This is a genomic window from Shinella sp. HZN7 (genome assembly GCF_001652565.1).
GTDB lineage: Bacteria > Pseudomonadota > Alphaproteobacteria > Rhizobiales > Rhizobiaceae > Shinella > Shinella granuli.
Map to the genome: position 1 here is coordinate 4147648 of NZ_CP015736.1, position 26536 is coordinate 4174183.

General features: G+C 63.7%; 24 protein-coding genes and 2 pseudogenes. 16 read left to right on the top strand and 10 right to left on the bottom strand.

Annotated elements, in window-relative coordinates:
* Positions 1-13: 13 nt before the first annotated feature.
* The 6 genes and pseudogenes from rsmG to hemE form a co-directional block, all read right to left on the bottom strand.
* Positions 14-649, bottom strand: coding sequence for a 16S rRNA (guanine(527)-N(7))-methyltransferase RsmG (gene rsmG / locus shn_RS35130; protein ID WP_084438188.1), 636 nt, complete (start codon positions 647-649; stop codon positions 14-16).
* Positions 646-2529: a tRNA uridine-5-carboxymethylaminomethyl(34) synthesis enzyme MnmG gene (mnmG, locus tag shn_RS19920; protein WP_064332715.1), complete on the bottom strand. Its 1884-nt coding sequence runs from the start codon at positions 2527-2529 to the stop codon at positions 646-648. The genes rsmG and mnmG overlap by 4 nt, the downstream gene beginning before the upstream one ends.
* A gap of 75 nt (positions 2530-2604) precedes the next feature.
* A pseudogene (mnmE, locus tag shn_RS19925) lies at positions 2605-3929 on the bottom strand (tRNA uridine-5-carboxymethylaminomethyl(34) synthesis GTPase MnmE).
* 122 nt (positions 3930-4051) lie between these two features.
* Positions 4052-5317, bottom strand: a complete 1266-nt coding sequence (gene rho / locus shn_RS19930) for a transcription termination factor Rho (protein WP_024271281.1) — start codon at positions 5315-5317, stop codon at positions 4052-4054.
* A 187-nt stretch (positions 5318-5504) separates the two neighbouring features.
* Positions 5505-6044 (bottom strand): protoporphyrinogen oxidase HemJ, encoded by a 540-nt coding sequence (gene hemJ, locus shn_RS19935; protein WP_064331970.1) that lies wholly within the window; start codon positions 6042-6044, stop codon positions 5505-5507.
* Complete coding sequence (hemE, locus tag shn_RS19940; RefSeq protein ID WP_064331971.1) at positions 6041-7075, bottom strand: uroporphyrinogen decarboxylase; 1035 nt, start codon at positions 7073-7075, stop codon at positions 6041-6043. Before hemE ends, hemJ begins: the two co-directional genes overlap by 4 nt.
* A 405-nt stretch (positions 7076-7480) precedes the next feature.
* Between hemE and shn_RS19945 the strand changes: the two genes are divergently transcribed.
* The 5 genes from shn_RS19945 to dnaQ are packed head-to-tail and all read left to right on the top strand — an operon-like array spanning position 7481 to position 11068.
* The gene (locus shn_RS19945) at positions 7481-8302 is read left to right on the top strand and encodes a pyruvate, water dikinase regulatory protein (RefSeq protein WP_064331972.1); all 822 of its coding nucleotides are present in this window, start codon (positions 7481-7483) and stop codon (positions 8300-8302) included.
* Between the two features lie 25 nt (positions 8303-8327).
* Positions 8328-8924 (top strand): Maf-like protein, encoded by a 597-nt coding sequence (locus shn_RS19950; protein WP_064331973.1) that lies wholly within the window; start codon positions 8328-8330, stop codon positions 8922-8924.
* Complete coding sequence (locus shn_RS19955) at positions 8917-9774, top strand: shikimate dehydrogenase (RefSeq protein WP_064331974.1); 858 nt, start codon at positions 8917-8919, stop codon at positions 9772-9774. The genes shn_RS19950 and shn_RS19955 overlap by 8 nt, the downstream gene beginning before the upstream one ends.
* Positions 9774-10364, top strand: a complete 591-nt coding sequence (gene coaE, locus shn_RS19960; protein ID WP_064331975.1) for a dephospho-CoA kinase — start codon at positions 9774-9776, stop codon at positions 10362-10364. Before shn_RS19955 ends, coaE begins: the two co-directional genes overlap by 1 nt.
* Positions 10364-11068 carry a DNA polymerase III subunit epsilon gene (gene dnaQ, locus shn_RS19965; RefSeq protein ID WP_064331976.1) on the top strand — a complete coding sequence of 235 codons (705 nt, stop codon included), beginning with the start codon at positions 10364-10366 and terminating at the stop codon, positions 11066-11068. Before coaE ends, dnaQ begins: the two co-directional genes overlap by 1 nt.
* 82 nt (positions 11069-11150) lie before the next feature.
* Here dnaQ and secB read toward each other — a convergent pair whose 3' ends face one another.
* A complete protein-coding gene (gene secB / locus shn_RS19970) occupies positions 11151-11627 on the bottom strand; it encodes a protein-export chaperone SecB (protein ID WP_064331977.1) in 477 nt (158 codons plus the stop codon).
* A gap of 69 nt (positions 11628-11696) precedes the next feature.
* Positions 11697-12155 (bottom strand): FxsA family protein, encoded by a 459-nt coding sequence (locus tag shn_RS19975; protein WP_064331978.1) that lies wholly within the window; start codon positions 12153-12155, stop codon positions 11697-11699.
* Positions 12156-12309: 154 nt separating this feature from the next.
* On the opposite strand from shn_RS19975, the gene shn_RS19980 reads away from it, so the two are divergent.
* From shn_RS19980 to gyrB, 5 genes are all read left to right on the top strand, one after another.
* Positions 12310-13014, top strand: a complete 705-nt coding sequence (locus shn_RS19980) for a Tim44/TimA family putative adaptor protein (RefSeq protein ID WP_064331979.1) — start codon at positions 12310-12312, stop codon at positions 13012-13014.
* A gap of 13 nt (positions 13015-13027) precedes the next feature.
* Complete coding sequence (locus shn_RS19985; protein ID WP_064331980.1) at positions 13028-14143, top strand: murein transglycosylase A; 1116 nt, start codon at positions 13028-13030, stop codon at positions 14141-14143.
* On the top strand, positions 14130-14699 hold the full coding sequence (locus shn_RS19990) for a Smr/MutS family protein (RefSeq protein ID WP_064331981.1): 570 nt from the start codon (positions 14130-14132) through the stop codon (positions 14697-14699). Before shn_RS19985 ends, shn_RS19990 begins: the two co-directional genes overlap by 14 nt.
* Positions 14696-15076, top strand: coding sequence for a helix-turn-helix domain-containing protein (locus shn_RS19995; RefSeq protein ID WP_064331982.1), 381 nt, complete (start codon positions 14696-14698; stop codon positions 15074-15076). Before shn_RS19990 ends, shn_RS19995 begins: the two co-directional genes overlap by 4 nt.
* Before the next feature lie 133 nt (positions 15077-15209).
* Positions 15210-17642 (top strand): DNA topoisomerase (ATP-hydrolyzing) subunit B, encoded by a 2433-nt coding sequence (gene gyrB / locus shn_RS20000; RefSeq protein WP_064331983.1) that lies wholly within the window; start codon positions 15210-15212, stop codon positions 17640-17642.
* A 274-nt stretch (positions 17643-17916) separates the two neighbouring features.
* Here gyrB and shn_RS20005 read toward each other — a convergent pair whose 3' ends face one another.
* Positions 17917-18510, bottom strand: a complete 594-nt coding sequence (locus tag shn_RS20005; RefSeq protein ID WP_064331984.1) for a nitroreductase family protein — start codon at positions 18508-18510, stop codon at positions 17917-17919.
* Positions 18511-18670: 160 nt separating this feature from the next.
* Between shn_RS20005 and gabD the strand changes: the two genes are divergently transcribed.
* On the top strand, positions 18671-20122 hold the full coding sequence (gene gabD, locus shn_RS20010; RefSeq protein ID WP_064331985.1) for an NADP-dependent succinate-semialdehyde dehydrogenase: 1452 nt from the start codon (positions 18671-18673) through the stop codon (positions 20120-20122).
* Between the two features lie 64 nt (positions 20123-20186).
* Positions 20187-20987, top strand: a complete 801-nt coding sequence (locus tag shn_RS20015; RefSeq protein ID WP_064331986.1) for an aldolase/citrate lyase family protein — start codon at positions 20187-20189, stop codon at positions 20985-20987.
* Between the two features lie 122 nt (positions 20988-21109).
* On the opposite strand, the gene shn_RS20020 is transcribed toward shn_RS20015, so the two are convergent.
* The gene (locus shn_RS20020) at positions 21110-21988 is read right to left on the bottom strand and encodes a GntR family transcriptional regulator (protein ID WP_064331987.1); all 879 of its coding nucleotides are present in this window, start codon (positions 21986-21988) and stop codon (positions 21110-21112) included.
* Between the two features lie 192 nt (positions 21989-22180).
* Here shn_RS20020 and shn_RS20025 point away from each other — a divergent pair.
* From shn_RS20025 to shn_RS20040, 4 genes and pseudogenes are all read left to right on the top strand, one after another.
* Positions 22181-23199: pseudogene (locus tag shn_RS20025) on the top strand (aldo/keto reductase).
* 26 nt (positions 23200-23225) lie between these two features.
* Entirely contained in the window at positions 23226-23672 is a 447-nt protein-coding gene (locus shn_RS20030) for an RbsD/FucU family protein (protein WP_064332716.1), read from the top strand.
* Positions 23673-23881: 209 nt separating this feature from the next.
* Positions 23882-24868: an ABC transporter substrate-binding protein gene (locus tag shn_RS20035; protein WP_064331988.1), complete on the top strand. Its 987-nt coding sequence runs from the start codon at positions 23882-23884 to the stop codon at positions 24866-24868.
* An 87-nt stretch (positions 24869-24955) separates the two neighbouring features.
* Entirely contained in the window at positions 24956-26509 is a 1554-nt protein-coding gene (locus tag shn_RS20040; RefSeq protein WP_064331989.1) for a sugar ABC transporter ATP-binding protein, read from the top strand.
* The last annotated feature ends 27 nt before the right edge of the window (positions 26510-26536 follow it).

Consider the following 26536-nt stretch of genomic DNA (forward strand, 5'->3'; position numbering starts at 1 on the left):
GGACATCCGCCAATCACCCGCGTTTTCGCGAAAGCTTCGAAAGTTCGAGCACCACGGAATCCGGCTCGACAACACTGGCATGTTTTACCAGATCGAATCTCCACCTTCCATGCGCTTTCTCGACCTCCCGCTGATAATCCCGGCCTTTATGGAGGAAAAACTTGAGATCCGGATTGCGCTCGGCCCAGGGCAGGCCGAAATCCAACAAAAGATCCAGATCCGCCAGGGCCCGAGCCGAAATCGCATCACAATGCGCGATCGCGGTCGGCGCCTCCTCGATGCGAATCGCGTGCACCGAGGCACGCGCACCCGTTTCCAGGATGGCTGTCCGCAGAAAGGCGGCTTTCTTGTTGTTGCTTTCGACGAGATGAACCCATCCATCTCCTGCACCAGCCAGAAGAATACCGGTAACAATGCCCGGAAACCCACCACCACTGCCGAGATCGGCCCAGATCCGCGGCCCCGGGCACAGTGCGTAAATCTGCACACTATCGATGATATGGCGGTTCCAGACTTCCGCCAATGTCGAGGGCGCCACCAGATTGATGGTCTTCGCCCATTTCTGGAAGAGAGCGACAAAAGCGTTCAGCCTATCCTCAGTTTCACGTGAAACATTCAGGCCGGCAAACTCTCGGGGAAGCTGATTCATGCGCTGGCAGTCCGTTGTGTCGAAACCCCACCGGGGACAACACGCTTGAGATAGGCAAGCAGAAGCGTCAAGGCGGCCGGCGTCATGCCATCCACCCGCGCGGCCTGCGCGAGATTTGCCGGTCGAGCCGTCGCCAGCTTCTGCTGAAGTTCTATGGAAAGGCCCGGCAAGGCACTGAAGTCGAAATCGGCGGGAATACTCCGTTCCTCCTCTCGTCGCGCCTCGGCGATATCGGCCTCCTGCCGGCTCATGTAGACCGCATAGCTGGCCTCGATTTCGACAGCATCGCGAACGCGCGGTGAAAAGGCGTCGAGCTCCGGCCACACCGCCGCCAACCGTGTGAAGTCGATATCCGGATAGGCGAGAAGGTCATAAGCACTGCGGCGCACACCATCCTGGTTGATGCGGATTCCCTTGCTCGTGGCTTCATTGGGCGACAATTTCAAGGAACGAAGTTTTTCGCGCGCAACCTGCATCTCCGTCGACCATTGCTCGAAAAGATGGCGCCGATCTGCACCGACGACGCCAAGAGCCATGCCGGACGGCGTCAACCGCACATCGGCATTGTCGGCGCGAAGCGAAAGGCGGTACTCCGCGCGGGAGGTGAACATGCGGTAAGGCTCGGTCACGCCGCGGGATGTCAGGTCGTCCAGCATGACGCCGATATAACTCTCCGTGCGGCTGAAAACATGGCCGTCCATGCCCGTTGCCCGCCGCGCGGCGTTGAGGCCTGCAACCAGCCCTTGGGCGGCTGCTTCCTCATACCCCGTCGTTCCATTGATCTGACCGGCCAGGAAGAGCCCGGGTTGACGGCGCGCCTCCAAGGTCGCGGATAGCTCGCGCGGATCGACATGATCATATTCGATCGCGTAGCCCGGTTGCAGGATACGGACCCGCTCCAGTCCCGGAATCGTATGAATGAAGGCCTGCTGCACATCAGCCGGTAGCGATGTCGAAATACCATTCGGATAAACCGTGTCGTCGTCCAGGCCTTCCGGTTCAAGGAAGATCTGATGACCGTCGCGTTCGCCGAACTTGACAATCTTGTCCTCGATCGACGGGCAATAGCGTGGACCGACACCTTCAATCTGGCCCGAATACATCGCGGAACGCCCGATATTCTCCTCGATGATGCGGTGGGTCGCGGACGTCGTTCGGGTCACGCCGCATTCGATCTGCGGTGTCGTGATCCGATCCGTCATGAAGGAGAAGGGCACCGGTTCATCATCCGCCGCCTGACGCCCGACCGCATTCCAATCAATGGTCCGGCCATCAAGGCGCGCAGGCGTGCCTGTCTTCAGGCGGCCCAGCTTTAAGCCGAGACGTTCGAATGTCGCCGACAGCCCTACTGACGGTTCTTCTCCCACACGGCCGGCAGGTATCTTTTCGGAGCCGATATGAATAAGGCCTCGCAGGAACGTACCCGTCGTGATCACGACGGCGCCGCAAGCAAGACGGCGACCATCCTTCAAAACAACAGCCGCGACATGTCCATCGTGGCAATCGAGGTCATAGGCGTCACCCTCGATAACGGTCAGTCCGGGTATCTGTGCGATCTCCGCCTGCATGGCTTCGCGATAAAGCCTTCGGTCCGCTTGAGTCCGTGGGCCGCGCACGGCCGGACCCTTCCGGCGGTTCAGCAGCCGGAACTGGATACCGGCCCGATCCGCAACCCGTCCCATCAATCCATCGAGAGCATCCACTTCCCGGACAAGGTGGCCCTTGCCGAGACCGCCGATAGCGGGGTTACAGGACATGACCCCGATCGTCGACGCCTTGTGGCTCAAGAGAGCGGTTTGCGCGCCAAAGCGGGCGGACGCGGCGGCCGCTTCGACCCCCGCATGACCGCCACCAATCACCACCACATCATATATCGTCATTGCTGCCATATCGAACCACCTGTTTCACGTGAAACGTACAAAGCGACTCGTGTACGTTGTGTTGTTTCACGTGAATCACTTGCCTATGCAAAATTCCGAAAAGATCACGTCCAACAGATTTTCCACATCCACCCGCCCCGTGACCCGGCCGAGTGCTTGCCCGGCCAAACGAAGATGCTCTGCCTGTATATCAAGACCTCGGTCGCCCACAGCCAACGCGGCTTCGATATGAGCGCAGGTCGCCGCCAGATTGTCGGCATGGCGCTGGCGGGTTGGCAGCGCCAAGGCGCTACCTTGATCGAGATCCGGGAGATAGCTACCCACGCGATCAAGGAGCTCTGCTATGCCATCCCCTGTCCGCACGGAGATCATAACATCTGCGTTCGGCGCCGGCCAGGCAGTATCCCGCATATCTGCCTTGGTGCGTACTCGAACAACCGGACCATCATATCCTTCGATAAAGGCGGCCCAGTCGGGATTGTCGACCGCGGACAGGAGGAGGACCAGATGTGCTTCGGCCATCGATCGCTGCGTTCTGCGAATGCCTTCCTGTTCGACAAGATCGTCCGTCTCACGCAGGCCAGCCGTATCATAAAGTCGAACGGCAAAGCCGTCGAGGTCGAGATCGACATGCAGGACATCGCGTGTCGTTCCCGGAATCTCGGTGACGATGGCAACGTCTCTGCGTGCCAGATGATTCAGCAGACTCGACTTGCCGGCATTGGGCGGACCGACGATCACCACCTTGAGGCCATCCCGCACGATCTCTCCCACTCTTACGCCAGAAAGATGGTTAAGGATTTCCTGCTTCAGCGTCTGCATGTCCTGCCAGATTGCACTCGCCACGGAGCCGGGAACATCGTCCTCGTCGGCAAAATCCAGTTCGGCTTCGATCATCGCACGTGCATGCGTCAGCCGTTTCGCCCACGAATCATAAAGCTTCGACAATCCCCCGACGACTGCTCCGCCGCCAGACGGCGTTGCATCTCGGTCTCCGCAACGATCAGATCCGCAAGGCCTTCGACCTCGACCAGATCCATGCGACCATTCAAGAAAGCCCTTCGGGAGAATTCCCCGGCCTCTGCGGCGCGCAACCCTTCCATCGTGGCGAGTTCTGCAAGAACGGCCTTTACCGTCGCCCGGCCACCGTGAATCTGTAACTCGGCACAGTCCTCGCCCGTGAAGGAATTCGGTCCAGGAAAAACCAGGACAAGGCCGTCATCGAGTTTCTCACCGTTCCGGTTTCGAATCGAAAGGAGAGAGGCGCGACGTTCCGGTGGTTGGCGACCACAGAGTGCTTCAACAGCCCTCCCGCTAGCCGGCCCGCTCAGCCGAACCACCGCCACGCCGGATGGCAGGCCGCCGCTCGACAAGGCAAAGATCGTGTCCGTGGAACGCATGGGCTCATTATTCCGGATGCGAATCGGTAAGTCCGTTTCGGAGGAGAATCGATTCTCTCTTCTCAAATGAAAATGGTCCCGCCTTGCGGCGGGACCATGACGCGCGGAACGCGGTGTACGGCTTATGTGTTCATCGAATCGAAGAAATCGCCGTTGTTCTTCGTCTGCTTCAGCTTGTCGATGAGGAACTCGATCGCATCCGTGGTGCCCATCGGGGCAAGGATGCGCCGCAGAACGAAGATCTTCTGGAGATCCTGCCGCGGCACCAGAAGGTCTTCCTTGCGCGTGCCGGACTTGAGGATATCCATGGCCGGGAAGATGCGCTTGTCGGCGACCTTGCGGTCCAGCACGATTTCCGAGTTACCGGTACCCTTGAATTCCTCGAAGATCACTTCGTCCATACGGCTGCCGGTGTCGATCAGCGCCGTCGCAATGATCGTCAGCGAACCACCTTCCTCGATGTTGCGCGCCGCGCCGAAGAAACGCTTCGGGCGCTGCAGGGCGTTCGCGTCGACGCCGCCGGTCAGGACCTTGCCCGACGACGGAACGACCGTGTTGTAGGCCCGGCCGAGGCGGGTGATCGAATCGAGCAGGATGACGACGTCCCGGCCATGCTCGACGAGGCGCTTGGCCTTCTCGATGACCATTTCGGCGACCTGGACGTGGCGCGTCGCCGGCTCGTCGAAGGTCGAGGAAACGACTTCGCCCCGCACCGACCGCTGCATGTCCGTCACTTCCTCCGGACGCTCGTCGATCAAGAGGACGATGAGGTAACATTCCGGATGGTTGGCGGTGATCGAATGGGCAATGTTCTGCAGGAGAACCGTCTTACCCGTTCGCGGCGGGGCGACGATGAGGCCGCGCTGGCCCTTGCCGAGCGGTGCGACGAGATCGATGACGCGCGGAGAAAGATCCTTCGAGGTCGGGATCTCGAGTTCCATCTTGAAGCGCTCGTTCGGGTAGAGCGGCGTCAGGTTGTCGAAGTGGACCTTGTGACGGATCTTCTCCGGGTCGTCGAAATTGATCGTATTGACCTTGAGCAGAGCGAAATAGCGCTCGCCTTCCTTCGGGCCACGGATCGGGCCTTCCACCGTATCGCCGGTCTTCAGCGAGAAGCGGCGGATCTGGGAGGGCGAAATGTAGATATCGTCGGGGCCTGGCAGATAGTTCGCATTGGCCGAACGCAGGAAGCCGAAACCGTCCTGCAGCACTTCCACGACACCCTCGCCGATGATTTCCACGTCCTGCGCGGCCAGCATCTTCAGGATCGCAAACATCAGTTCCTGCTTGCGCATCGTGCTCGCGTTTTCGACCTCAAGCGATTCGGCAAAGGCAAGCAGGTCGGTCGGAGTCTTGTTCTTGAGGTCTTGTAGCTTCATTTCGGCCATGAATGGTCCATGCTGGGTGTCATCGGGATGGGAAAAGGCGTGCGGGTCAAGGCCGAACTGCGGGGGGAACGGTGCAGTTCACTGAACGAATACACATGCCACGAAAGATGAGATGCGCGGAAAATAGCGGTTCCGGTGCTGGCCTGCAAGGGGGCATTGGAATTTCATCCGTTTTGTCGCGAAAGACTCAGAACGGTTTGACGACGACCAGGACGACGATGAGGATCATCAGAAGCGCCGGCGCCTCGTTCCAGATGCGCCACTGGCGGCCTGTCCTGGTGTTGCGGTCCTCGGCAAAGGCCTTCACGGCGCGCCCATAAAATTGATGCACAGCGGAAAGGAGGACGACGAAGGCGAGCTTGGCGTGCAGCCAGCCGCCCTGGAAACCATGGACGGACCAGGCGAGGTAGAGGCCGAGCAGCCAGGAAAGGCCCATCGCCGGCTGCATGATGACCCGGTAGAGCCGCTGTTCCATCACCTTGAAGACCCGCGCTTCGGCCGAACCGGGCGGGGCGTCCGTGTGATAGACGAAGAGCCGCGGCAGATAGAGCAGGCCCGCCATCCACGAGATGACGGCGATGATGTGCAGCGCCTTGATCCAGAGATAGAGGTCCTCGGGCGGATAGAGCACGAGGAGGAGGGCAAGCAGCGCAAAGAGCGTGAGCGCCACCGCGGCACGTAGCCGCGCGCGGCGCCCCGCGCTCTCACCCGCCTGCTTCTCGCTCACCGCGCCGCTCCGCGCACACGCGCCACGAGACGCGTGACGTTGTCCGGATCCGCCTGCGGCGTGATGCCGTGACCGAGATTGAAGATCAGCGGCCCATTGCCAAGCGCCTGCAGGATGGCATCGATACCCTCGTCGAGCGCCGTGCCGCCGGCAACCACCCGCATCGGATCGAGATTGCCCTGGACGGGACCGTCCTTCTGCAGGTCGGCGGCAAAGGAGAGCGGCACGGACCAGTCGAGGCCGATCGCATCGGCACCGGTCTGCTGCCGGTAGGATTTCAGCAACAGGCCCGCACCCTTGGCGAAGGCGATAACCTTCGCCTGCGGGCGGCGGGCCTTGACCGAGGCGATGATCTTTTGCACGGGGCGGACGGCGAAATCGGCAAATTCGCGCTCGCCGAGAACACCGGCCCAGGAATCGAAGATCTGCACCGCATCGGCGCCGGCATCGATCTGCGCCACAAGGTAATCGGCCGAGAGCTCGGCAAGCACGTCGAGCAGGTGCGCGAAGGCGCGCGGTTCCCTGTAGGCGAAGAGACGCGCGGGAGCCTGGTCCGGCGTTCCGTGGCCGGCGATCATGTAGGTGGCAACGGTCCAGGGCGCGCCGCAGAAGCCGAGCAGCGCCGTTTCCTCGGGCAGGGCGCCCCGGATGCGGCCGACCGCCTCTATGACCGGCTTGAGGTGATCTGCCACCCCGTCGCCCTTCAGGGCCAGAATGCCATCGACATCGATCGGATCGAGGCGCGGTCCATGGCCTTCCTCGAAGCGGACATTGCGCTCCAGGGCGTCGGGAATGACGAGGATATCGGAGAACAGGATCGCTGCGTCGAAGCCATAGCGACGGATCGGCTGGAGCGTCACTTCCGTGGCCAGTTCCGGCGAATAACAGAGATCGAGGAAGCTTCCTGCTGCCGCGCGCGTCTGCCGGTATTCCGGCAGGTATCGTCCGGCCTGGCGCATCAGCCAGAGGGGAGGGGGGGAGATCGTTTTCCCGTTCAGGACATCGACGATCTTCCGGTTTTTCGCAGACACCGCGGGGTTCTCCCAATCAATCAAATAATCTCTTTGAAAAGGTTTCTATTTCTTAGAGTCGGTGACTATCAAGGATTAAATCCTCTCCACAGGGATCCGGCCTTGCCGGCAATGCACGGGAAAAGACGAGGCGTGATGGAAGAATTTTTGAGGAAATTGCGGAAAACCGGATTCGTCTTTTCGAATCAAGATGATTCCCGGCAGCCTGTAACGGCCTGTCCTGTGGACGAGCTGTGGAGCGGCGCGACACTTTGCCGTGTCATGAGTCTTATCCACACCGGCGCTGAATCCCTTTCCCGCCGCCCGCCGATTGTGGATAAAAGAGCAGTTATCCTCTTGCCTCCGAACCCCTGCCGTTCTTAGCTCGGTGCTGTCCCGGTTCATCAACAGGGGGCGGAGGATATTGTGGAAAGCACCAAAAACTACTTCCATCTGCACCTGATATCGGACTCGACGGGCGAGACGCTGATTGCCGCGGGGCGCGCGGCGGCCGCGCAATTCCAGTCGTCCCAGGCGCTCGAACATGTCTATCCGCTGATCCGCAACCGCAAGCAGCTCATGCCCGTGCTCGATGCCATCGACGGCGCCCCGGGCATCGTGCTCTATACGATCGTCGACCGGGAGCTTTCCGAGATCATCGATCAGCGTTGCCGGGAGATGGGTGTTCCCTGCGTCTCCGTGCTCGAACCGGTCATCGACCTCTTCCAGTCCTATCTCGGCGCGCCGTCGCGGCGGCGGGTGGGGGCGCAGCATGTGATGAACGCGGATTATTTCGCGCGCATCGACGCGCTCAACTTCACGATGGATCATGACGACGGGCAGCTGCCGGCCGATCTCGATGAGGCGGATGTCATCCTTGTCGGCATCAGCCGGACCTCGAAGACGCCGACGAGCATCTATCTCGCCAATCGCGGCATAAAGACCGCCAATGTGCCGATCGTGCTCGGCGTGCCCCTGCCGGAACGGCTGGCGACGGCGATGAAACCGCTGATCGTCGGGCTGATCGCCACGACGGATCGCATTGCCCAGGTGCGGCAGAACCGGGTGCTCGGCCAGACGCAGGATTTTCGCGGCGACGACTATATAGACCGGGCACAGATTTCCGAGGAGCTGAAATATGCCCGCGCCATCTGCGCGCGCAACAACTGGCCGATCATCGACGTCACCCGGCGCTCGATCGAGGAAACGGCCGCCGCTATCGTTGCTCTTCGCCCGAAGCTTCGCTAACCCGGAGCGGCAAACGGAGATTTCCATGACATCGTTGATCCTCGCCTCGCAAAGTCCCTTTCGCCGCATGCTGATGGAAAATGCGGGCCTTGCCTTTGAAACCGAGGCGGCGGCCATCGACGAGCGTGCGGTCGAGACGGCGCTTGCCGCGCGCAATCCCACGCCGCAGGAGGTCGCCGAGGCATTGGCGATCGAAAAGGCACTGGATGTCGCGCGCCGTCGTCCCGGCACCCTTGTCATCGGCTCCGACCAGACGCTGTCTCTGGAGGGGCGGGTGTTTCACAAGCCGGCCAACATGGCGGAAGCAAGGACCCACCTCCTGGCCATGTCCGGCCGCACCCATTCCCTGAACTGCGGCATTGCCCTGGTGCGGGATGGTGAGACGCTGTGGAGCCACGTTTCCATCGCGCATCTGACGATGCGGCCGCTGTCGGATGCCTTCATCGACCGTCACCTGGCGCGGGTCGGCACGCGGGTGCTGGCGAGCGTCGGCGCCTATCAGCTCGAAGGGGAAGGGGTGCAGCTCTTCGAGCGGATCGACGGCGACTATTTCACCATACTCGGGCTTCCCTTGCTTCCCTTGCTGGCTAAACTTCGCGATCTCGGTGCCATCGATGCATGATTCACGTGAAACATTCGTTCGCCATGCCTTTGTCACGGGCTATCCGGTCAAACATTCACGCTCGCCGTTGATCCATGGCTACTGGCTGAAATCGCTGGGACTGCAGGGGTCCTATACGCGGCAGGAGGTTTCGCCCGAAGATTTCGCCGGCTTCATTTCCCGGTTGAAAAGCGGCGAATCCGGCTTCGTTGGCGGCAATGTCACTATCCCGCACAAGGAAACGGCCTTCAGCCTTGCCGACCGGCCGGATGCGCTCAGCGAAGAGCTCGGGGCCTCGAACACGCTCTGGCTGGAGGACGGCCGGCTCCATGCGACCAACACGGACGGTCTTGGCTTCCTCGCCAATCTCGATGCCGCCGCGCCGGGCTGGGACAATACGGCTCGCGCCGTCATCCTCGGTGCGGGCGGGGCGAGCCGTGCGATCATTCAGGCGGTGCGCGATCGCGGTATCGGGGAGATCCATGTCGTCAACCGCACCGTCGGGCGGGCGCAGGAGCTCGCCGATCGTTTCGGGCGGAAGGTGCATGCCCATGCCATGGACGCCTTGCGGGAGGTGTCGGCAGGCGCGGGGCTTTTCGTCAACACGACCTCGCTCGGCATGGACGGCGAGGCGGCGCCGGACTTCGACTTCTCCCCGATGGCGGAGGGTGCTGTCGTGACCGACATTGTCTATGTGCCGCTGGTCACGCCGATCCTGCGCCAGGCGGCGGAGCAGGGGTTCGCCATGGTGGACGGTCTCGGCATGCTGCTCCATCAGGCAGTGCCCGGTTTTGAGAAATGGTTCGGTGTCCGTCCGACTGTCGATGCGGAGCTGCGCCAATTGATCCTCGCCGACATGGAGGCGCATTGATGATCGTGCTCGGCCTTACCGGATCGATCGGTACGGGCAAGTCGACGACCGCGGCGATGTTCCGCGATCTCGGCGTGCCGGTGCATGATGCCGATGCGACGGTGCATGATCTCTATCGCACGGACGCCGTCACGCCGGTCGCCGAGCAATTTCCCGAAGCGCTCAGGGACGGGGTCATCGACCGCAAGGCACTGTCGGCGGTGCTTGCGCGGTTCCCCGACCGCTTCGCCGCGCTGGAGGCGATCATCCACCCGCTCGTACGGGCACGCGAAAAAGCCTTTCTCGATGCGGAGCGGGATCGCGGTTCCCCGCTCGTCCTGCTCGATATCCCCCTGCTCTACGAGACCGGGGGCGAGGCGCGGGTGGACAAGGTGGTGGTCGTCACTTGCGATCCGGACATACAAAGACAGCGCGTGCTCGCCCGCCCGGGCATGACGGAGGAGAAATTCCAGCTCATCCTGTCGCGCCAGACGCCGGACGCGGAAAAGCGCAAGCGCGCCGATTTCCTCATCGATACCGGCAAGGGGCTTGAAGCGGCGCGCAAAGCGGTGGAAGAGATTGTCGGAAGTTTGAAGGGAAAAGAGGACTGATGCGCGAGATCATCTTCGATACGGAAACGACCGGCCTCGACAGCAAGCTCGACCGCGTCATCGAAATCGGCGGCGTGGAGCTGGAGAATCATTTCCCGACCGGCCGCACGCTGCACCTTTTCATCAGCCCGGGCGACCGCAAGGTGCACCCGGATGCGCTTGCCGTGCACGGCATCACGGACGAGTTCCTGAAGGACAAGCCGTCCTTCGCCGATCTGGCGCAGCAGATCCTCGATTTCTTCGGCGATGCCCGCTGGGTGGCACACAATGCCAACTTCGACATGGGCTTCATCAATGCCGAGTTCGAGCGCATCGGCCTGCCGCCGATCCTGCAGGAAAAGGTGACGGACACGCTGGCGCTGGCGCGCCGCAAGCATCCGATGGGGCCGAACTCGCTCGATGCGCTCTGCCGGCGCTACGGCATCGACAATTCGCACCGCACGAAACACGGCGCCCTGCTCGACTCCGAACTGCTCGCGGAAGTCTATATCGAGATGATCGGCGGCCGGCAGGCGGCGCTCGGGCTCGGCATGGCCGAGAGCGGCCGGCGGACGCTGGTCGAGGCGGAGGACGACGTCGTCCTGCCGCTCGGCGTCAGGCCGAAGCCGCTTGCGCCCCGTCTCTCCGAGGAGGAGCGCGCCGCCCATGCCGCCATGGTGCAGAAGATGGGCGACAAGGCGATCTGGACAAAATACGGCGATTGAAACCGGCCAGCTTTCCGGAAGGCAAAAGAAAACGCCCGGTCACCAGGTGGCCGGGCGTTTTCGTTGAATACCGGTGCTCGCCTCAGTTGGCGTTGACCTTGGCCTTGACCTGTTCCTCGGCCATGCGCTGGGTGAACATCTGCGCAAAGTCGATCGGGTCGATCATCAGCGGCGGGAAGCCGCCATTGCGGGTCGCGTCGGCGATGATCTGGCGGGCGAAGGGGAAGAGCAGGCGCGGGCACTCGATGAAGAGGACCGGCAGCATGTGCTCCTGCGGGAAGCCCGTGACGCGGAAGACGCCGCCATAGGCGAGCTCGGCGTTGAAGAGCATCTTGTCGCCGTCCTTGGCTTCCGCGTTCAGCGAAAGGATGACGTCGAAGTCCGTCTCGGAGAGCGGGTTCGCATTGACGTTGACGCTGATGTTGATCGCCGGCGCCTTGTCACGGGCCTGGAGCGACCGCGGTGCACCCGGGTTTTCGAAGGAGAAATCCTTCACATACTGCGCCAGAATGTTGAGCGAGGGGCTCGCGGCGTTGTTCTCGGTTGCTGCGTCGGTCATGGAAATATCCTCGGGGACTCTGGAAAGTCAGGCCATCTAGCATTTCAGCCCCGGGCTTACAACCCGCCGTCAGGGCCGGCCATCGCGATGAAAGTCGCTTTCGTCGAGATCGATCGTGCGCTGGGGATCTGTCTGCGGCCGGTTGCCGGGACGTGTGCCGCCGATGTCGACGACCACGATGTTGCGCATCAGCCGGTTCCAGAGGAACGCGCGGACCGGCGGCAGAAACAGGGCGAGTCCCACGATATCGGTGAGGAAGCCGGGGATCAGCAGCAGGATGCCGGCGATCATGATCATCGCCGCATCGAGTATTTCCTTGCCCGGCGCGTGGCCCTGCTTGCCGGACTGGCGTAGCCGCGCAAGCACGCCGAACCCCTGGATGCGCATCAGCACGACGCCGGCGACGGCCGAGAGCACGACCAGCGACAGGGTGGCAAAAAGGCCGATGCGCCGTCCGACAAGAATGAAGCAGGCGATCTCCGCCAGCGGCAGCAGGAGAATGAAGAGGGGAATGAGACGTCGCAGCATGGCCTTCACTGTCGCACAGATTCGCGCGGGCCGATACTGCCGGCGCCATTTGCGCGCGCCTTGGTCGCATTCACGTCATCGCCATTTGAATGATCGGGTTTTGCGGACTATATGGGAAAGGAACAAGAAAAACGAAAACGGCTGCGGATCGATAATGGGCTCATTCGACTTTGTGACGATTTTTTTCCTGGTGGCTGCGGTGGTCATCTTCCTGCAGCTGCGCAGCGTGCTCGGCCGGCGCACCGGCAGCGAGCGCCCGCCCTTCGATCCCTATTCCAAGCGCGAGGCCGCCGGCGAGGCTGATTCGGCCGATCGCGGCAAGGTGGTCACCCTGCCGCGGCGGGATGGGACGGACGAGGAGGAAAATCCCTATGCGTCCGTCGATGGCTTTGCCGCACCGGGCACGCCGCTCAACGAGCAGCTCCGCCAGCTCGTCAAGGTCGACCCGTCCTTCAACCCGAAGGAATTCGTCAACGGCGCGCGCATGGCCTATGAAATGATCGTCGTCGCCTTTGCCGACGGCGACCGCAAGGCACTGAAGAATCTCCTGTCGCGCGAGGTCTATGAAGGCTTCGACGCGGCCATCTCGGAACGCGAGAGAAACGGGGAGGTCGTCCGCTCCAGCTTCGTCGGCATCGAGAAGGCCGATATCGTCAGCGCCGAGGTCAAGGACAGCGAGGCGAATGTGACGCTGCGCATCGTCAGCCAGCTGATCTCGGCCACCTATGACAAGTCCGGCACGCTGATCGAGGGCGATGCGGAAACGGTGGCCGAGGTCAACGATCTCTGGACCTTCGCCCGCGACACCCGCTCGCGCGACCCGAACTGGAAGCTGATCGCCACCGAATCGGAAGGCTGAGCGAGGCAGGCCAATGGACTATCGCCTGGTTCCGGCCCGGTTTTCGGCGCTTCCCGGCTGGAACGAGGATGATCCGACAGCGCTTCTATCGGCAATGGCCCGCTGCCGCGATCACATCCGCACCGTAAAACCCTACAGGACAGGCTCGCTCGGCATCACTGCCGGCGAGCTTCTGGCTCTGCTCGACGCGGCGGCGGACGAGAAGCCGGAAGGGCCTGCCGCCGTGCGCGCCTTCTTCGAGGCGCAGTGCGTGCCGTTCCTCATCGAGAAGGCGGATGGTTCGCCCGGTTTCGTCACGGCCTTCTATGAGCCGGAGGTCGCCGTGCGGGCGGAGCCGGACGCGGAGTTCCGCCATCCCTTCTACGCCCGGCCGGAGGATCTGGTCGATATCGCCGACAACAATCGCCCGGCCGGTTTCCCGCCGGGCTTTGCATTCGGGCTCCAGACCGCCGGCGGCATCGTCGAACATCCCGACCGCGGCGAGATCGAGCGCGGCTATCTCTCGGGCCGCGGGCTGGAAATCGCCTATGCCCGCTCGAAGGTGGACGTCTTCTTCGCCCATGTGCAGGGCGCCGCGCGGCTCGTCTATCCGGACGGGTCGGTCAGGCGAATCACCTACGCCGCCAAGAGCGGCCATCCCTTTTCCGCGATCGGCAAGCTGCTGATCGACCGCGGCGAGATCGATGCGGCAACCGTCTCCATGGCTTCGATCCGTGACTGGCTGGCCCGCAACGAGGATCAGGTCGATGCCGTGCTCCGGCACAACCGCTCCTTCATCTTCTTCAAGGAAGCCGGGGTCGAAGATCTGTCGCTCGGCCCGATCGCCGCGGCGAAAGTGCCGCTCGTCGCCGGCCGTTCGCTCGCGGTCGACCGGATGATCCACACCTTCGGCCTGCCCTTCTTCATTTCGAGCGACAGCCTCACCCATATGGACGGCGGCAAGCCCTTCCGCCGCCTGATGCTGGCGCTCGACACCGGAACGGCGATCGTCGGCCCGGCGCGCGGCGATATCTTCACCGGTTCGGGCGATGCGGCGGGCGCGCTGGCCGGCCATGTGCGCAATGCGGCGACCTTCCATATCCTCGTGCCGAAGGCAGCGGCGGAGCGATACCTCCATGCCGAAGGATAAGACGCTTTCGAGCGAGGACCGTATCCTCTGGGGCAAGGTGGCGCGCAGCACGCGCGCACTGCCGGGCAGGCTCGACGCGCTGACGGAGTTCGAGGCGGCCTTCGCGGAAAAGCCGGAGGCCGAGAAGAAGCCCGAGCCGGAACCGAAGAAGACGAAATCCGCTCCGCCCGCCGAAGGCATCGCGCTCACCATCGGCCGCGACAAGGAGACCCGGCACCACCCGCTGGAGCGTCCGGTCAAGCGCAAGATCGCCAAGGGCCGCCTGGCGCTGGAAGCGCGCATCGACCTGCACGGCATGATCCAGAGCGAGGCGCATGGCTTCCTGCTCGGCTTTCTCATCCGGGCGCACGAACGGGGCCTGCGCCATGTGCTTGTGATCACCGGCAAGGGCACCTCGCTCGGCAGCGACGGCGCCTTGAAGCGGGCGGTGCCGCTGTGGTTCTCCCTGCCGGAGTTCCGGCCGCTGATTTCCTCCTACGAGCCGGCGGCGCGCAACCACGGCGGCGACGGCGCGCTCTATGTCCGGCTTGCCCGGCATCCGGGAGAAAAACGATGACGACACCCTTCGGCAAGGCCGTGCGGCACCTGCGCGATCGCAAGGGCGTTTCGCAGAAGGACATGGCCAAGGCGCTCGGCGTCAGTCCGGCCTATCTTTCGGCGCTGGAGAACGGCAAGCGCGGCACGCCGAGCTTCGATTTCCTCCAGCGCGTGGCGGGATACTTCAACGTCATCTGGGACGAGGCCGAGGACCTGTTCCGTATCGCCCGGATTTCCGATCCGCGCGTCGTGGTCGATACGTCGGGCCTGCCACCGGAATATACGGCCTTTGCCAACCGGCTTTCGGCGGAAATCCGCGACCTGCCGCCCGAGACAGTGCGCCGTCTTGCCGGTATTCTGGAAAAAGCATGCAATAACCGGGTAAAACCCGGCTGATCCCCTGAATTCTGCCGTGTTTGACCGCTCTCAGATTTGGAACTTCAGGGCAAAATCCCTATATTCAAGGACTTGGAAAGCGGTGATTCGCCGCGCTTCCCGCCTTCCGCGAACACTCTGGAAAGACGTTTGAATGACTGACACACCCGAGACCGAAAACGGCCCGGCCGAATATGGCGCAGACTCGATCAAGGTCCTCAAGGGGCTTGATGCTGTGCGCAAGCGCCCCGGCATGTATATCGGCGATACCGATGACGGCTCGGGCCTGCACCATATGGTCTACGAGGTCGTCGACAACGCGATCGACGAGGCGCTTGCCGGCCATGCGGATATCGTGACGGTCACGCTCAATCCGGACGGGTCCGTGACGGTGACCGACAACGGCCGCGGCATCCCGACCGACATCCACAAGGAAGAGGGCGTCTCCGCCGCCGAGGTCATCATGACCCAGCTCCATGCCGGCGGCAAATTCGACCAGAATTCCTACAAGGTTTCCGGCGGCCTGCACGGCGTCGGCGTCTCGGTGGTGAATGCGCTTTCGGTCAAGCTGAAGCTGAAGATCCGCCGCGGCGGCAAGATCCACGAGATGAGCTTCACCCATGGCGTGGCCGACGGCCCGCTGACGGTGACGGGCGAGTGCGGCAGCGAGACGGGCACGGAAGTGACTTTCCTGCCCTCGACCGAGACCTTCTCGAACATCGATTTCAACTATGCGACGCTGGAACACCGCCTGCGCGAGCTCGCCTTCCTGAATTCCGGCGTGCGCATCCTGCTCACCGATCGCCGCCATTCGGATATCAAGCAGGACGAATTGATGTACGAGGGGGGCCTCGAAGCCTTCGTGACCTATCTCGACCGGGCGAAGAAGCCGCTGGTCTCCAAGCCCATCGCCATCCGGGGTGAGAAGGACGGCATCACCGTCGAAGTCGCAATGTGGTGGAACGACAGCTACCACGAGAACGTGCTCTGCTTCACCAACAACATTCCCCAGCGCGACGGCGGCACGCATATGGCGGGCTTCCGCGGTGCGCTGACCCGCCAGGTCGTCTCCTATGCCGATACATCCGGCATCACCAAGAAGGAGAAGGTGACGCTGCAGGGCGAGGATTGCCGCGAAGGCCTGACAGCGGTGCTGTCGGTCAAGGTTCCTGATCCGAAATTCTCCTCGCAGACCAAGGACAAGCTGGTCTCCTCCGAAGTCCGCCCGGCCGTGGAGAACCTCGTCAACGAGGCGCTCTCCACCTGGTTCGAGGAACATCCCGCCGATGCCAGGACGCTTGTCGGTAAGGTGGTCGAGGCCGCCGCCGCCCGCGAGGCCGCGCGCAAGGCGCGTGAGCTGACGCGGCGCAAGGGTGCGCTCGACATTTCCTCGCTGCCCGGCAAGCTCGCCGACTGCTCCGAGCGCGATCCCGCGAAATCCGAACTCTTCCTCGTCGAGGGTGATTCGGCCGGCGGCTCGGCCAAGCAGGGCCGCTCGCGCGAGAACCAGGCGATCCTGCCGCTGCGCGGAAAGATCCTCAATGTCGAGCGCGCGCGTTTCGACAAGATGCTCTCGAGCCAGGAGATCGGCACGCTGATCACCGCGCTCGGCACCTCGATCGGCAAGGACGAGTTCAACGCCGACAAGCTGCGCTACCACAAGATCATCATCATGACGGACGCAGACGTCGACGGCGCGCATATCCGCACCCTGCTGCTCACCTTCTTCTTCCGGCAGATGCCGGAGCTGATCGAGCGCGGCCATCTCTACATCGCCCAGCCGCCGCTCTATAAGGTGGCGCGCGGCAAATCGAGCCAGTACCTGAAGAACGAGAAGGCGCTGGAGGATTACCTCGTCGCCGTCGGCCTCGACGATGCGGCGCTGGAGCTGAGTTCCGGTGAAGTGCGCGCCGGCCAGGATATCCTGGAGCTGATCCAGGATGCGCTGCGCCTGCGCACGCTGCTCGACGGCCTGCATTCGCGCTACAGCCGCGCGATCATCGAACAGGCGGCCATTGCCGGTGCGCTGAACCTCGAGCTCAGCCACGACCGCGAGGCCTATGCCGCCAAGGCGGAAGAGGTCGCCCGCCGGCTCGATCTCATCGCCGAGGAGACGGAGCGCGGCTGGACCGGGTCCGTCGCCCCGGATGGCGGCCTGCGCTTCGAGCGCATGGTGCGCGGCGTCAAGGAGTTCGCGCATATCGACATGGCGCTGATCGGCTCGTCCGATGCCCGCCATATCGACCAGCTTTCGGCTCGCTTCCAGGAAACCTATGCCGTGCCGCCGGTGCTGCGCCGCAAGGACGGCCAGGTCGAGATCTCCGGTCCGCGCGCGCTGCTCGACGCCGTTTTTGCGGCCGGCCGCAAGGGTCTATCCATGCAGCGCTACAAGGGCCTTGGCGAGATGAATGCCGAGCAGCTCTGGGAAACGACGCTCGATCCGAACGTCCGCTCGCTGCTGCAGGTGCGGGTGTCCGATGCGACGGACGCCGACGGCCTCTTCGCCCGCCTGATGGGCGACGAGGTGGAGCCGCGCCGCGACTTCATCCAGGAAAACGCCCTCAGCGTCGCCAACCTCGATATCTAAGCAAGAGAGCCGCCGAAGGGCGGCTCTCTTTTATCGAAAAGATATTGCCCTCTCCTCCGTCATGGTCGGGCTTGCCCGACCGCTCCGAGCGCGACGATGGATCCTCGGGTCAAGTCCGAGGATGACGACAGAGGGTGGGGCTTAGAGCAATTCCAGCAAAAGTGCGTAGCGGTTTTGCGTCCGGAATTGCGTAAAAACAAACAGATAGAGCGTTTTCGCGATTCGAAGAAAAGCGGAAATGCTCTAGGCGGCCGTGCGCCCATTGCAAGCCGTTTCAGGGCACGAAGCGGCCTTCGGAGACGAACTCTTCCACCTTCTTGCGCCCGCTCGGCACCTCGCGCTTCATCAGATCCTCCGGCAGCGTCTCCTTCGGGGCGATCTTGCCGATCGCAAGCGCCGCCTCCACGCGGAAACCGTCGGGAATGCCGAGAACCTCTCTCGCCTTCTCCCGGTCGATGCCGCCCATGCCATGGGCATGATAGCCGGCGCGCGTCGCTTCGAGGGCGAGATAGGCCCAGGCGGCGCCCGTGTCGAAGGCGTGGGTATAGGCCGGGCGCATCTCGCCGGCGGCGTTCGCCCGGTGGGTCTGCGAGATGATCACGGCGAGCACGGCGGCCTTGTCCGCCCAGCGGCGGTTGCCCTCGTCCAGCGTGTTGTAGATCCGCTCGAAGGCCTCGGTGCCGCGATGGCCGTAGACGAAGCGCCAGGGCTGGCCGTTGGCGGCGGAGGGTGCCCAGCGCGCCGCCTCGAACAGTGAAAGCAGCGTCTCATGCGGCATCGCCTCGCCGGTGAAGGCGCGGGGCGACCAGCGGTCGAGGTAGATGGGGTCGATGGCGTGGTCCGCGGTGCGGCCGGTCGGATGGGTCATTGCAAGCCTCGAATGTCAGTTTGGCCGGCCGACCTTAGACCCGGCGGCGCGTCGCGCGAAGCGGTAAAATCGCGTTCCTGTCGCATTGTCGAACCGGTGGGGGAGGCAATATAACCCTTCCGACATGTGAGAAACGGCATCGCGAAATGGGAGATATCCGATGAGCCTCAAAGACCCGAGCCTGCTGCGCCAGGCAGCCCTCGTTGGCACCCGCTGGATCGAGGCGGATGACAGCGGCATCGCCGTGAAGAACCCCGCGACGGGCGAACTGGTCGGCTACGTTCCCAAGCTCGGCGCGAAGGAGACGAAAGAGGCGATCGACGCCGCGGCGACCGCACAGAAGGGCTGGGCCGCCCGCACCGCCAAGGAGCGTTCGGCCGTGCTCAGAAAATGGTTCGAGCTGATGGTCGAGAACAAGGACGATCTCGGCCGCATCCTGACGATGGAGCAGGGCAAGCCGCTGGCCGAGGCCACCGGCGAAATCGTCTATGGCGCAAGCTTCGTCGAATGGTTCGCCGAAGAAGCCCGTCGCCTCTATGGCGACATCGTGCCCGGCCACCAGAAGGACAAGCGCATCCTCGTGATGAAGCAGCCGATCGGCGTCGTCGCGGCCATCACGCCCTGGAACTTCCCGAACGCCATGATCACCCGCAAGGCCGGCCCGGCCTTTGCCGCCGGTTGCGCCATGGTGCTGAAGCCCGCCTCGCAGACGCCCTTCTCGGCCATCGCCATCGCCATCCTCGCCGAGCGCGCCGGCCTTCCTTCCGGCCTCTTCTCGGTCATCACGGGCTCTGCCCGCGAGATCGGCGCGGAGCTCACGGCCAACCCGACCGTGCGCAAGCTCACCTTCACCGGTTCGACGGAAATCGGCGCCGAGCTCTACAAGCAGTGCGCCCCGACCATCAAGAAGCTCGGCCTGGAACTTGGCGGCAACGCCCCCTTCATCGTCTTCGACGACGCAGACCTCGATGCGGCCGTCGAGGGCGCGCTGATCGCAAAATTCCGCAACAACGGCCAGACCTGCGTCTGCGCCAACCGCATCTATGTGCAGGATGCCGTCTATGACGCCTTTTCCGAAAAGCTTGCCGCCGCCGTCGGCAAGCTGAAGACCGGCAACGGCTTCGATGACGGCGTCGTGCTCGGCCCGCTGATCGACCAGGCGGCGCTCGAAAAGGTCGAGGAGCACGTTTCCGACGCAGTGAAGAAGGGCGGCCGCGTGGTGCGGGGCGGCAAGCGGCATGCGCTCGGCGGCACCTTCTACGAGGCGACCGTCATTGCCGACGTGACGCCCGATATGGCCGTCGCCCGCGAGGAGACCTTCGGCCCCGTCGCGCCGCTCTTCCGCTTTACGGACGAGGACGACGTCGTTGCCCAGGCGAACGACACGGAATTCGGCCTTGCCTCCTATTTCTACGCCAAGGACCTGTCGCGGGTCTTCCGCGTCGCCGAGGCACTGGAATATGGCATGGTCGGCGTCAACACCGGTCTGATCTCGACGGCGGAAGCCCCGTTCGGCGGCGTCAAGCTCTCCGGCCTCGGCCGCGAGGGCTCGAAATACGGCATCGAGGAGTTCACCGAGATCAAATATGTCTGCCTCGGCGGCATCGCCTGAGATCAGATGACAGGAAAGACCCGGCCGGCATCGTCCGGCCGGTTTTGTTTTGAGAGGGAAAATCGTGGCAGCACCGAAAAACACTTTCAAGGCCGCGCTTCGCGAAGGCCGGTTCCAGCTCGGCCTGTGGGCGGCGCTCGGCAGTGCCTATGCGGCGGAAATCCTGTCCGGCAGCGGTTATGACTGGCTGCTGATCGACGGCGAGCACGGGCCGAACGACATGCCGCTGATCAGCGCGCAGATCGGGGCGCTGCACCGCTCGCCGACCCATGCCATGGTCCGCCCGCCGATGGGCGAGGCCTGGATCCTGAAGCAACTGCTCGACCAGGGCGCGCAGACCTTCCTCATCCCGATGGTCGAATCGGCGAAGGAGGCCGAGGCGCTGGTGCGCGCGGTGCGCTATCCGCCGCACGGCATCCGCGGTGTCGGCGCCGGCCTCGGCCGCGCGAGCGACTTCAACCGCACGCCGGATTACCTGACGACCGCCAATGACGAGATCTGCCTCATCGTGCAGGTCGAAAGCCGGGCCGGCCTTGCGGCGATCGACGAGATCGCGGCGGTGGAGGGCGTCGACGGCATCTTCATCGGCCCGTCGGATCTTGCCGCCGACATGGGGCTCCTCGGCAATCCCGGCGCGCCGGAGGTGCTTGCGGCGATCACCCATATCTTCGCGCGCACAAAGGCCCATGGCAAGGCGCGCGGCATCATGACCGTGTCGCTGCCGCAGGCCGCGGTCTACCGCGATCTCGGCGCGGATTTCATGGCGATCGGCACCGACGTCAATTGCCTGGTATCGGCCGCCGAGGCCCTGCGCCGCAGCTTCCTCGGCGAAGAGGGGAGCGAAAAGCGCGGCGGCGGTTACTGACCGCTCCCGCACGTCCATCCGACGTGAAGGCCTCTCGGATGGACGTGCGGTAAAAACAATAGCCTATAGCCGTTTCGGCGTGCCGGACTGCGCCGGAAGCGCTCCGGGGAGGGCCGTCCTCGTCAGTTGATCGATTGCAGGAGCGTTTCGCGCGCGGATTTCAGGTGCTGCCGGCAGGCCAGCTCGATCTCGATCGGATCGAGCGAGCGCAATGCCGCGATATAGGCAAGGTGCTCTTCCAGAGCCCGGGCATTGCGCTCGCGGGCATTCGTCTTGTTCCACTGGTAGTGGTAGTGGAAGACGATGGCGATGACGTCGTAGAAATCGACGATGAAGCGGTTCTTCGAGGCCCGGTGCACGAGGAGGTGGAAGCGCTCGTCCAGCTCGGAGAAATCCCGGTAGCGGTTCTCGATGTCGGCGAGGATCGCGTGGTGTACCGCCTCGATCGCGTCGAGTTCCTGCCAGGCGGGATGATCCTCCGGCAGGCGGGCGAAGGCGGTGGCCGAGCGCAGCTCGAACATCTCGCGCACTTCCGTCAGCTCCAGCGCGAAGTCCCGGGTAAAGCCCTTCAGCACCCAATGGCTGTTCGGCCGTTTCTCGATGAGGCCGAAGCGGCTGAAGCGGATGAGGAATTCGCGCACGCTCGTCGTGCCGATGCCGATCTCGCGGGCGAGTTCCAGTTCGTTGATCTGCATGCCCGGCTCGGCGCCGCCGGCGAGAATCCGGCGCATGAAGCTGCGTTCGATGATCTCGGAGAGCGAATCCGTTTCTTCGGTCGGAAAATAATCGGCGGCGACCGGCTTGCGCAGCACGATCTTGCGCCGCTTCTCCCAGGTGAGAAGGCCGACCTCCTCCAGTCGGGTGAGGATCGCGCGGACGGTCGTGCGGCTGATGCCGAGCGTGGCGCCGAGTTCCGGCTCCGAAGGCAGGTTCGCGGTCTGCTCCAGCAGTTTCAGGCAGCGATTGAAGGCGTCCTTGAAGACGGTGTTCTGTTTGGCCATGGGTGCCGCCGGTTTTCTGGTCTGTTGCGTCCCTTACGGGCTGACCGGGCGAAAGGCCAGACGCGGGTCGCTTGAAGCGCCGGCGCCGTCATCTCCCCGTTTCCTCCTTCCCGCATATTACCCATTGACGATAATCTGTCTATTGTCGATAAAAGACAAACGACGGCGGGAGGACGCCGGCGGGGAGGCTCAATGAAGACGCGGACCATCGGCAGGACGGCTCTTGCTGTGACCGAATTCAGTTTCGGCACCGCGGCGCTGGGCGGTCTTTACCGGGCCTGCCCCGCGATGCGGCGATGGCGACGCTTCAGCTCGCCTGGGACGAGGGCCTTCGCTATTTCGATACCGCGCCCTGGTACGGTTTCGGCCTTGCGGAGCGCCGCATCGGCGATTTCCTGCGCGACAAGCCGAAGGGCAGCTGGGTGCTGTCCAGCAAGGTCGGCCGCATCATGGTGCCGGTCGCGGACGACAAGGTGCCGAGCTACGGCTATGTCGAACCGCTGCCCTTCGACGTGCGCTACGACTACAGCTATGACGGCATCATGCGCTCCGTCGAGCTCAGCCATGCCCGCCTCGGGCTGAACCGCATCGATATTCTCTATGTGCACGATATCGGCGTCTACACGCATGGAGCCGAGCGCAACGCCTTCCATCTGCGCCAACTGCTGGAGTCCGGCCTCAAGGCGCTGGAGGAACTGAAGGCGTCGGGCGTCATCAAGGCCTACGGGCTCGGCGTCAACGAGGTGCCGGTCTGCCTTGACGTGCTCGGGAACGCCGATCTCGACTGCATCCTGCTCGCCGGCCGCTACACGCTGCTCGACCGCTCGGCTGTCGCGGAGCTGCTGCCGTTGTGCGGGAAGAAGGGCACGTCCCTGGTGGTCGGCGGCGTCTTCAATTCCGGCATCCTGGCGACGGGGCCGGTGGAGGGCGCGCATTTCGACTACATGCCGGCAACGCCTGATGTCGTGGCCAAGGTCGGCGCGATGATGGCGATCGCGCAGCAAGGGGGTGTGCCGCTCGCCGCGCCGGCCCTCCAGTTTCCGCTCAGCCACCCGGCCGTCGCCTCGGTGCTGATCGGCACCGCGAAGCCGGAGAGCCTGCGCCGCAACATCGCATTGGCGCGCATGGACCTGCCGAAAGACATTTACCCGGCTTTCGAGCCGCATATAGTGGTCGCGCCGGACCTCGGGGAAAACGCCGTCCGGCAATGATTTCGATCTGGGAGGATCGCCAGGGCATGTTGAAAGGCATTCATCCGCTGCTCGGGCCGGACCTGCTGCACGCCATCCGGACCATGGGCCATGGCGACGACATCGTCATCGCCGACGCCAATTTCCCCTCGAGTTTCCTCGGCCCGAAGGTCATCCGGGCCGACGGGGTCGATGCCGTGTCGATCACCGAAGCGATCCTCGCGCATATGCCGCTCGATACCTTCGTCCCGCAGGCCGTCTGGCGCATGGAGGTGGTCGGCGATCCCGCGGCGGTGCCCGAGGTCTGCGCGACCTTCCAGGATCTCGTCCACCGGCTGGCCGGCGATTTCACGGTGCATGCGGTCGAGCGCTTCGCCTTCTACGAGATGGCGCGGAAGGCGGCCTATATCGTCGCCACGACGGAGTTCCGCCTCTATGGCAATATCATTCTGAAAAAGGGTGTCGTGCACCCGCACGAGGTTTTTCGGGTCTAGCCGCCGGGCGGCCGCCGTTTGGGAGGACGGATGGCATGGACTGGAGCAGTTTCAAGGGACGCGTTTTCGTGAAAGGCCGCTTGCTTGCCAGCCCGGGCAGGCGGGTGTAGCGTGATCAAAATATGTTTTTTATCGATAAAAGATCGAGTTGTCCGCTTCCCGCGACGCGATCCCAACAGGAACGGGAAGCATTTGAGAGGAGAAACCTGATGAGCATTGTAAGATCGCTTCTGTCTCGCCGCGCCTTCACGGCGCTTGCGGGTGCCGCAGTCCTCGCCACCATGAACCCTGCCGCGTCCTTCGCGCAGGACGTCACCATCCCGATCATCGTCAAGGACACGACGTCCTTCTACTGGCAGATCGTGCTCGCCGGGGCACGCGCGGCGGGCAAGGACCTCGGAGTCAACGTGCCGGAACTCGGCGCGCAGTCGGAATCCGACATCAACGGCCAGATCAGCATCCTCGAAAACGCCGTGGCCGGCGGACCGGCGGCCGTCGTCATCTCGCCGACGGAATTCAAGGCGCTCGGCAAGCCGGTCGACGAGGCAGCCAAGTCCGTGCCGATCATCGGCATCGATTCGGGCGCTGACTCCCAGGCCTTCACCTCGTTCCTGACGACGGACAACGTCCAGGGCGGCCGCATCGCGGCGGACGGCCTTGCCGCGGCGATCAAGGCCGCAACGGGCAAGGAAGAGGGCGAGATCGCCATCATCACCAGCCTGCCGGGCGTCGGCTCGCTCGACCAGCGCCGCGAGGGCTTCCTCGACCAGGTCAAGACGAAATATCCGGGCCTGACCGTGGTGGCGGACAAGTATGCGGACGGCCAGGCCACCACCGGCCTCAACATGATGACTGACCTCATCACCGCCAATCCGAACCTCGTCGGCGTCTTCGCCTCCAACCTCATCATGGCGCAGGGCGTCGGCCAGGCGATCGCGGAAAACAAGCTCGGCGACAAGATCAAGGTCATCGGCTTCGATTCGGACGAAAAGACCGTCGGCTTCCTCAAGGAAGGCGTGCTGGCCGGCCTCGTCGTGCAGGATCCCTACCGCATGGGCTATGACGGCGTGAAGACGGCGCTCGCGGTCTCCAAGGGCGAGAAGGTCGAAACCTTCGTCGACACGGGCGCGAACCTCGTGACCCAGGAAAACATGGCCGATCCGAAGATCGACGCGCTGCTCAACCCGAAGATCTGATCGCTTCCCGCGAAGCGTTTGACGATCCCCCGCCCGGACCGCATGATCCGGGCGGGACGCTTTCCACGCAGTCAGGAGGAGACAGCGATGAGCAGCCTGGAAGAGCTCAGCCATCGGCATGAAGACGAGGCGAAGCTCGCCGAATCCGAAGCGGTGCCGCGCGGCGCGCCCATCCTCGAATTGCGTGGACTGCAGAAGAAATACGGCCTCGTGGAAGCGCTGAAGCCGGCGACGATCACGTTCCTTGCCGGTGAGATCCACGCCATCGTCGGCGAGAACGGCGCCGGCAAATCCACCCTCATCAAGCTTCTGACCGGCGTCATCCGCCGCACGGCCGGCGAGGTGCTCTGGTGCGGCAAGCCCGTCCAGCTCGCGACCCCGAACGAGGCGATTTCCCGCGGTATCAATGCCGTGCACCAGGAGGTCGTGCTCTGCCCGCATCTTTCGGTGGCGGCGAACATGTTCCTCGGCGACGAGATGAACCGCTACGGCCTGATGCGCAAGGGCGCGATGGAGCGCGCGGCCCAGGCGGTGCTCGACGATCTCGGCTTCCAGCTTCCGGCCGCCGCCCTTCTCGGCAGCCTCACCATCGGCCAGCAGCAGCTCGTCGCGACCGCCCGGGCCGCCATGCGCGGCATCCGCTTCCTCATTTTCGACGAGCCGACCGCCTATCTGACGCGCCAGGAATCGGCCCAGCTCTTCCGGCTCATTCGCCGGCTGCGCGACCAGGGCGTGACGATCGTCTATATCAGCCACCGCATGGAGGAGGTCTTCGAGCTGGCGGACCGCGTCTCGGTGCTGCGTGACGGCACCCATGTCGGCACGCGCCTGATAAGCGAGACCAACGAGAACGAGCTGATCGCGCTGATGATCAACCGTTCGATCGAGCAGATCTACCACAAGGAGAAGGTGCCGGTCGGCAAGGTCATCGTCGAGACGCGCGGCCTGTCCGGCCCGGGTTTCAGCGATGTGTCGCTTTCGGTGCGCGCCGGCGAGATCGTCGGCCTCTACGGCCTGATCGGCGCCGGCCGCAGCGAGTTCGCCCTCGGCCTCTACGGCCGCCAGCCGGTCTCGGCCGGCGAGATCTTCTGGGACGGCGCGAAGGTCGAGATCCGCAACGAGCGCCAGGCGATGGAGCTCGGCATCGCGCTTGCCCCGGAAAGCCGCCGCGACCAGGGGCTCTGCCTCAACCTGCCGATCGGCCTCAACATCAACCTGCCGATCTTCAGGAGGCTGAGCTCCGGCCTGACGATCCGCCGCGGCGACGAGGCCGCCAACGCCGACCGGCAGATCCGCGACCTGCGCATCAAGACGCCGTCGCGCCGCGTGCTCGCCTCTGCCATGTCCGGCGGCAACCAGCAGAAGATCGTCATCGGCAAGTGGCTGAGCCACGGCGCGCGGCTGTTCATCTTCGACGAGCCGACCGTCGGCGTCGACGTCGGCACCAAGGCGGAGATCTACCGCCTGTTCGGCGAACTCCTGAAGCAGGGCGCCGGCATCATCCTCATCTCGTCCTATCTGCCGGAAGTCTATGAACTGGCCGACCGGCTGCACGTCTTCCGCGGCGGCCGGCTCGTCGCCAGCCACGACCACCGGGCGGCCACCCACGAGGACGTCCTGACCCAGGCCATCGGCATCTGAACCGCCGCGCGAAAAAAGGGAGAAGAA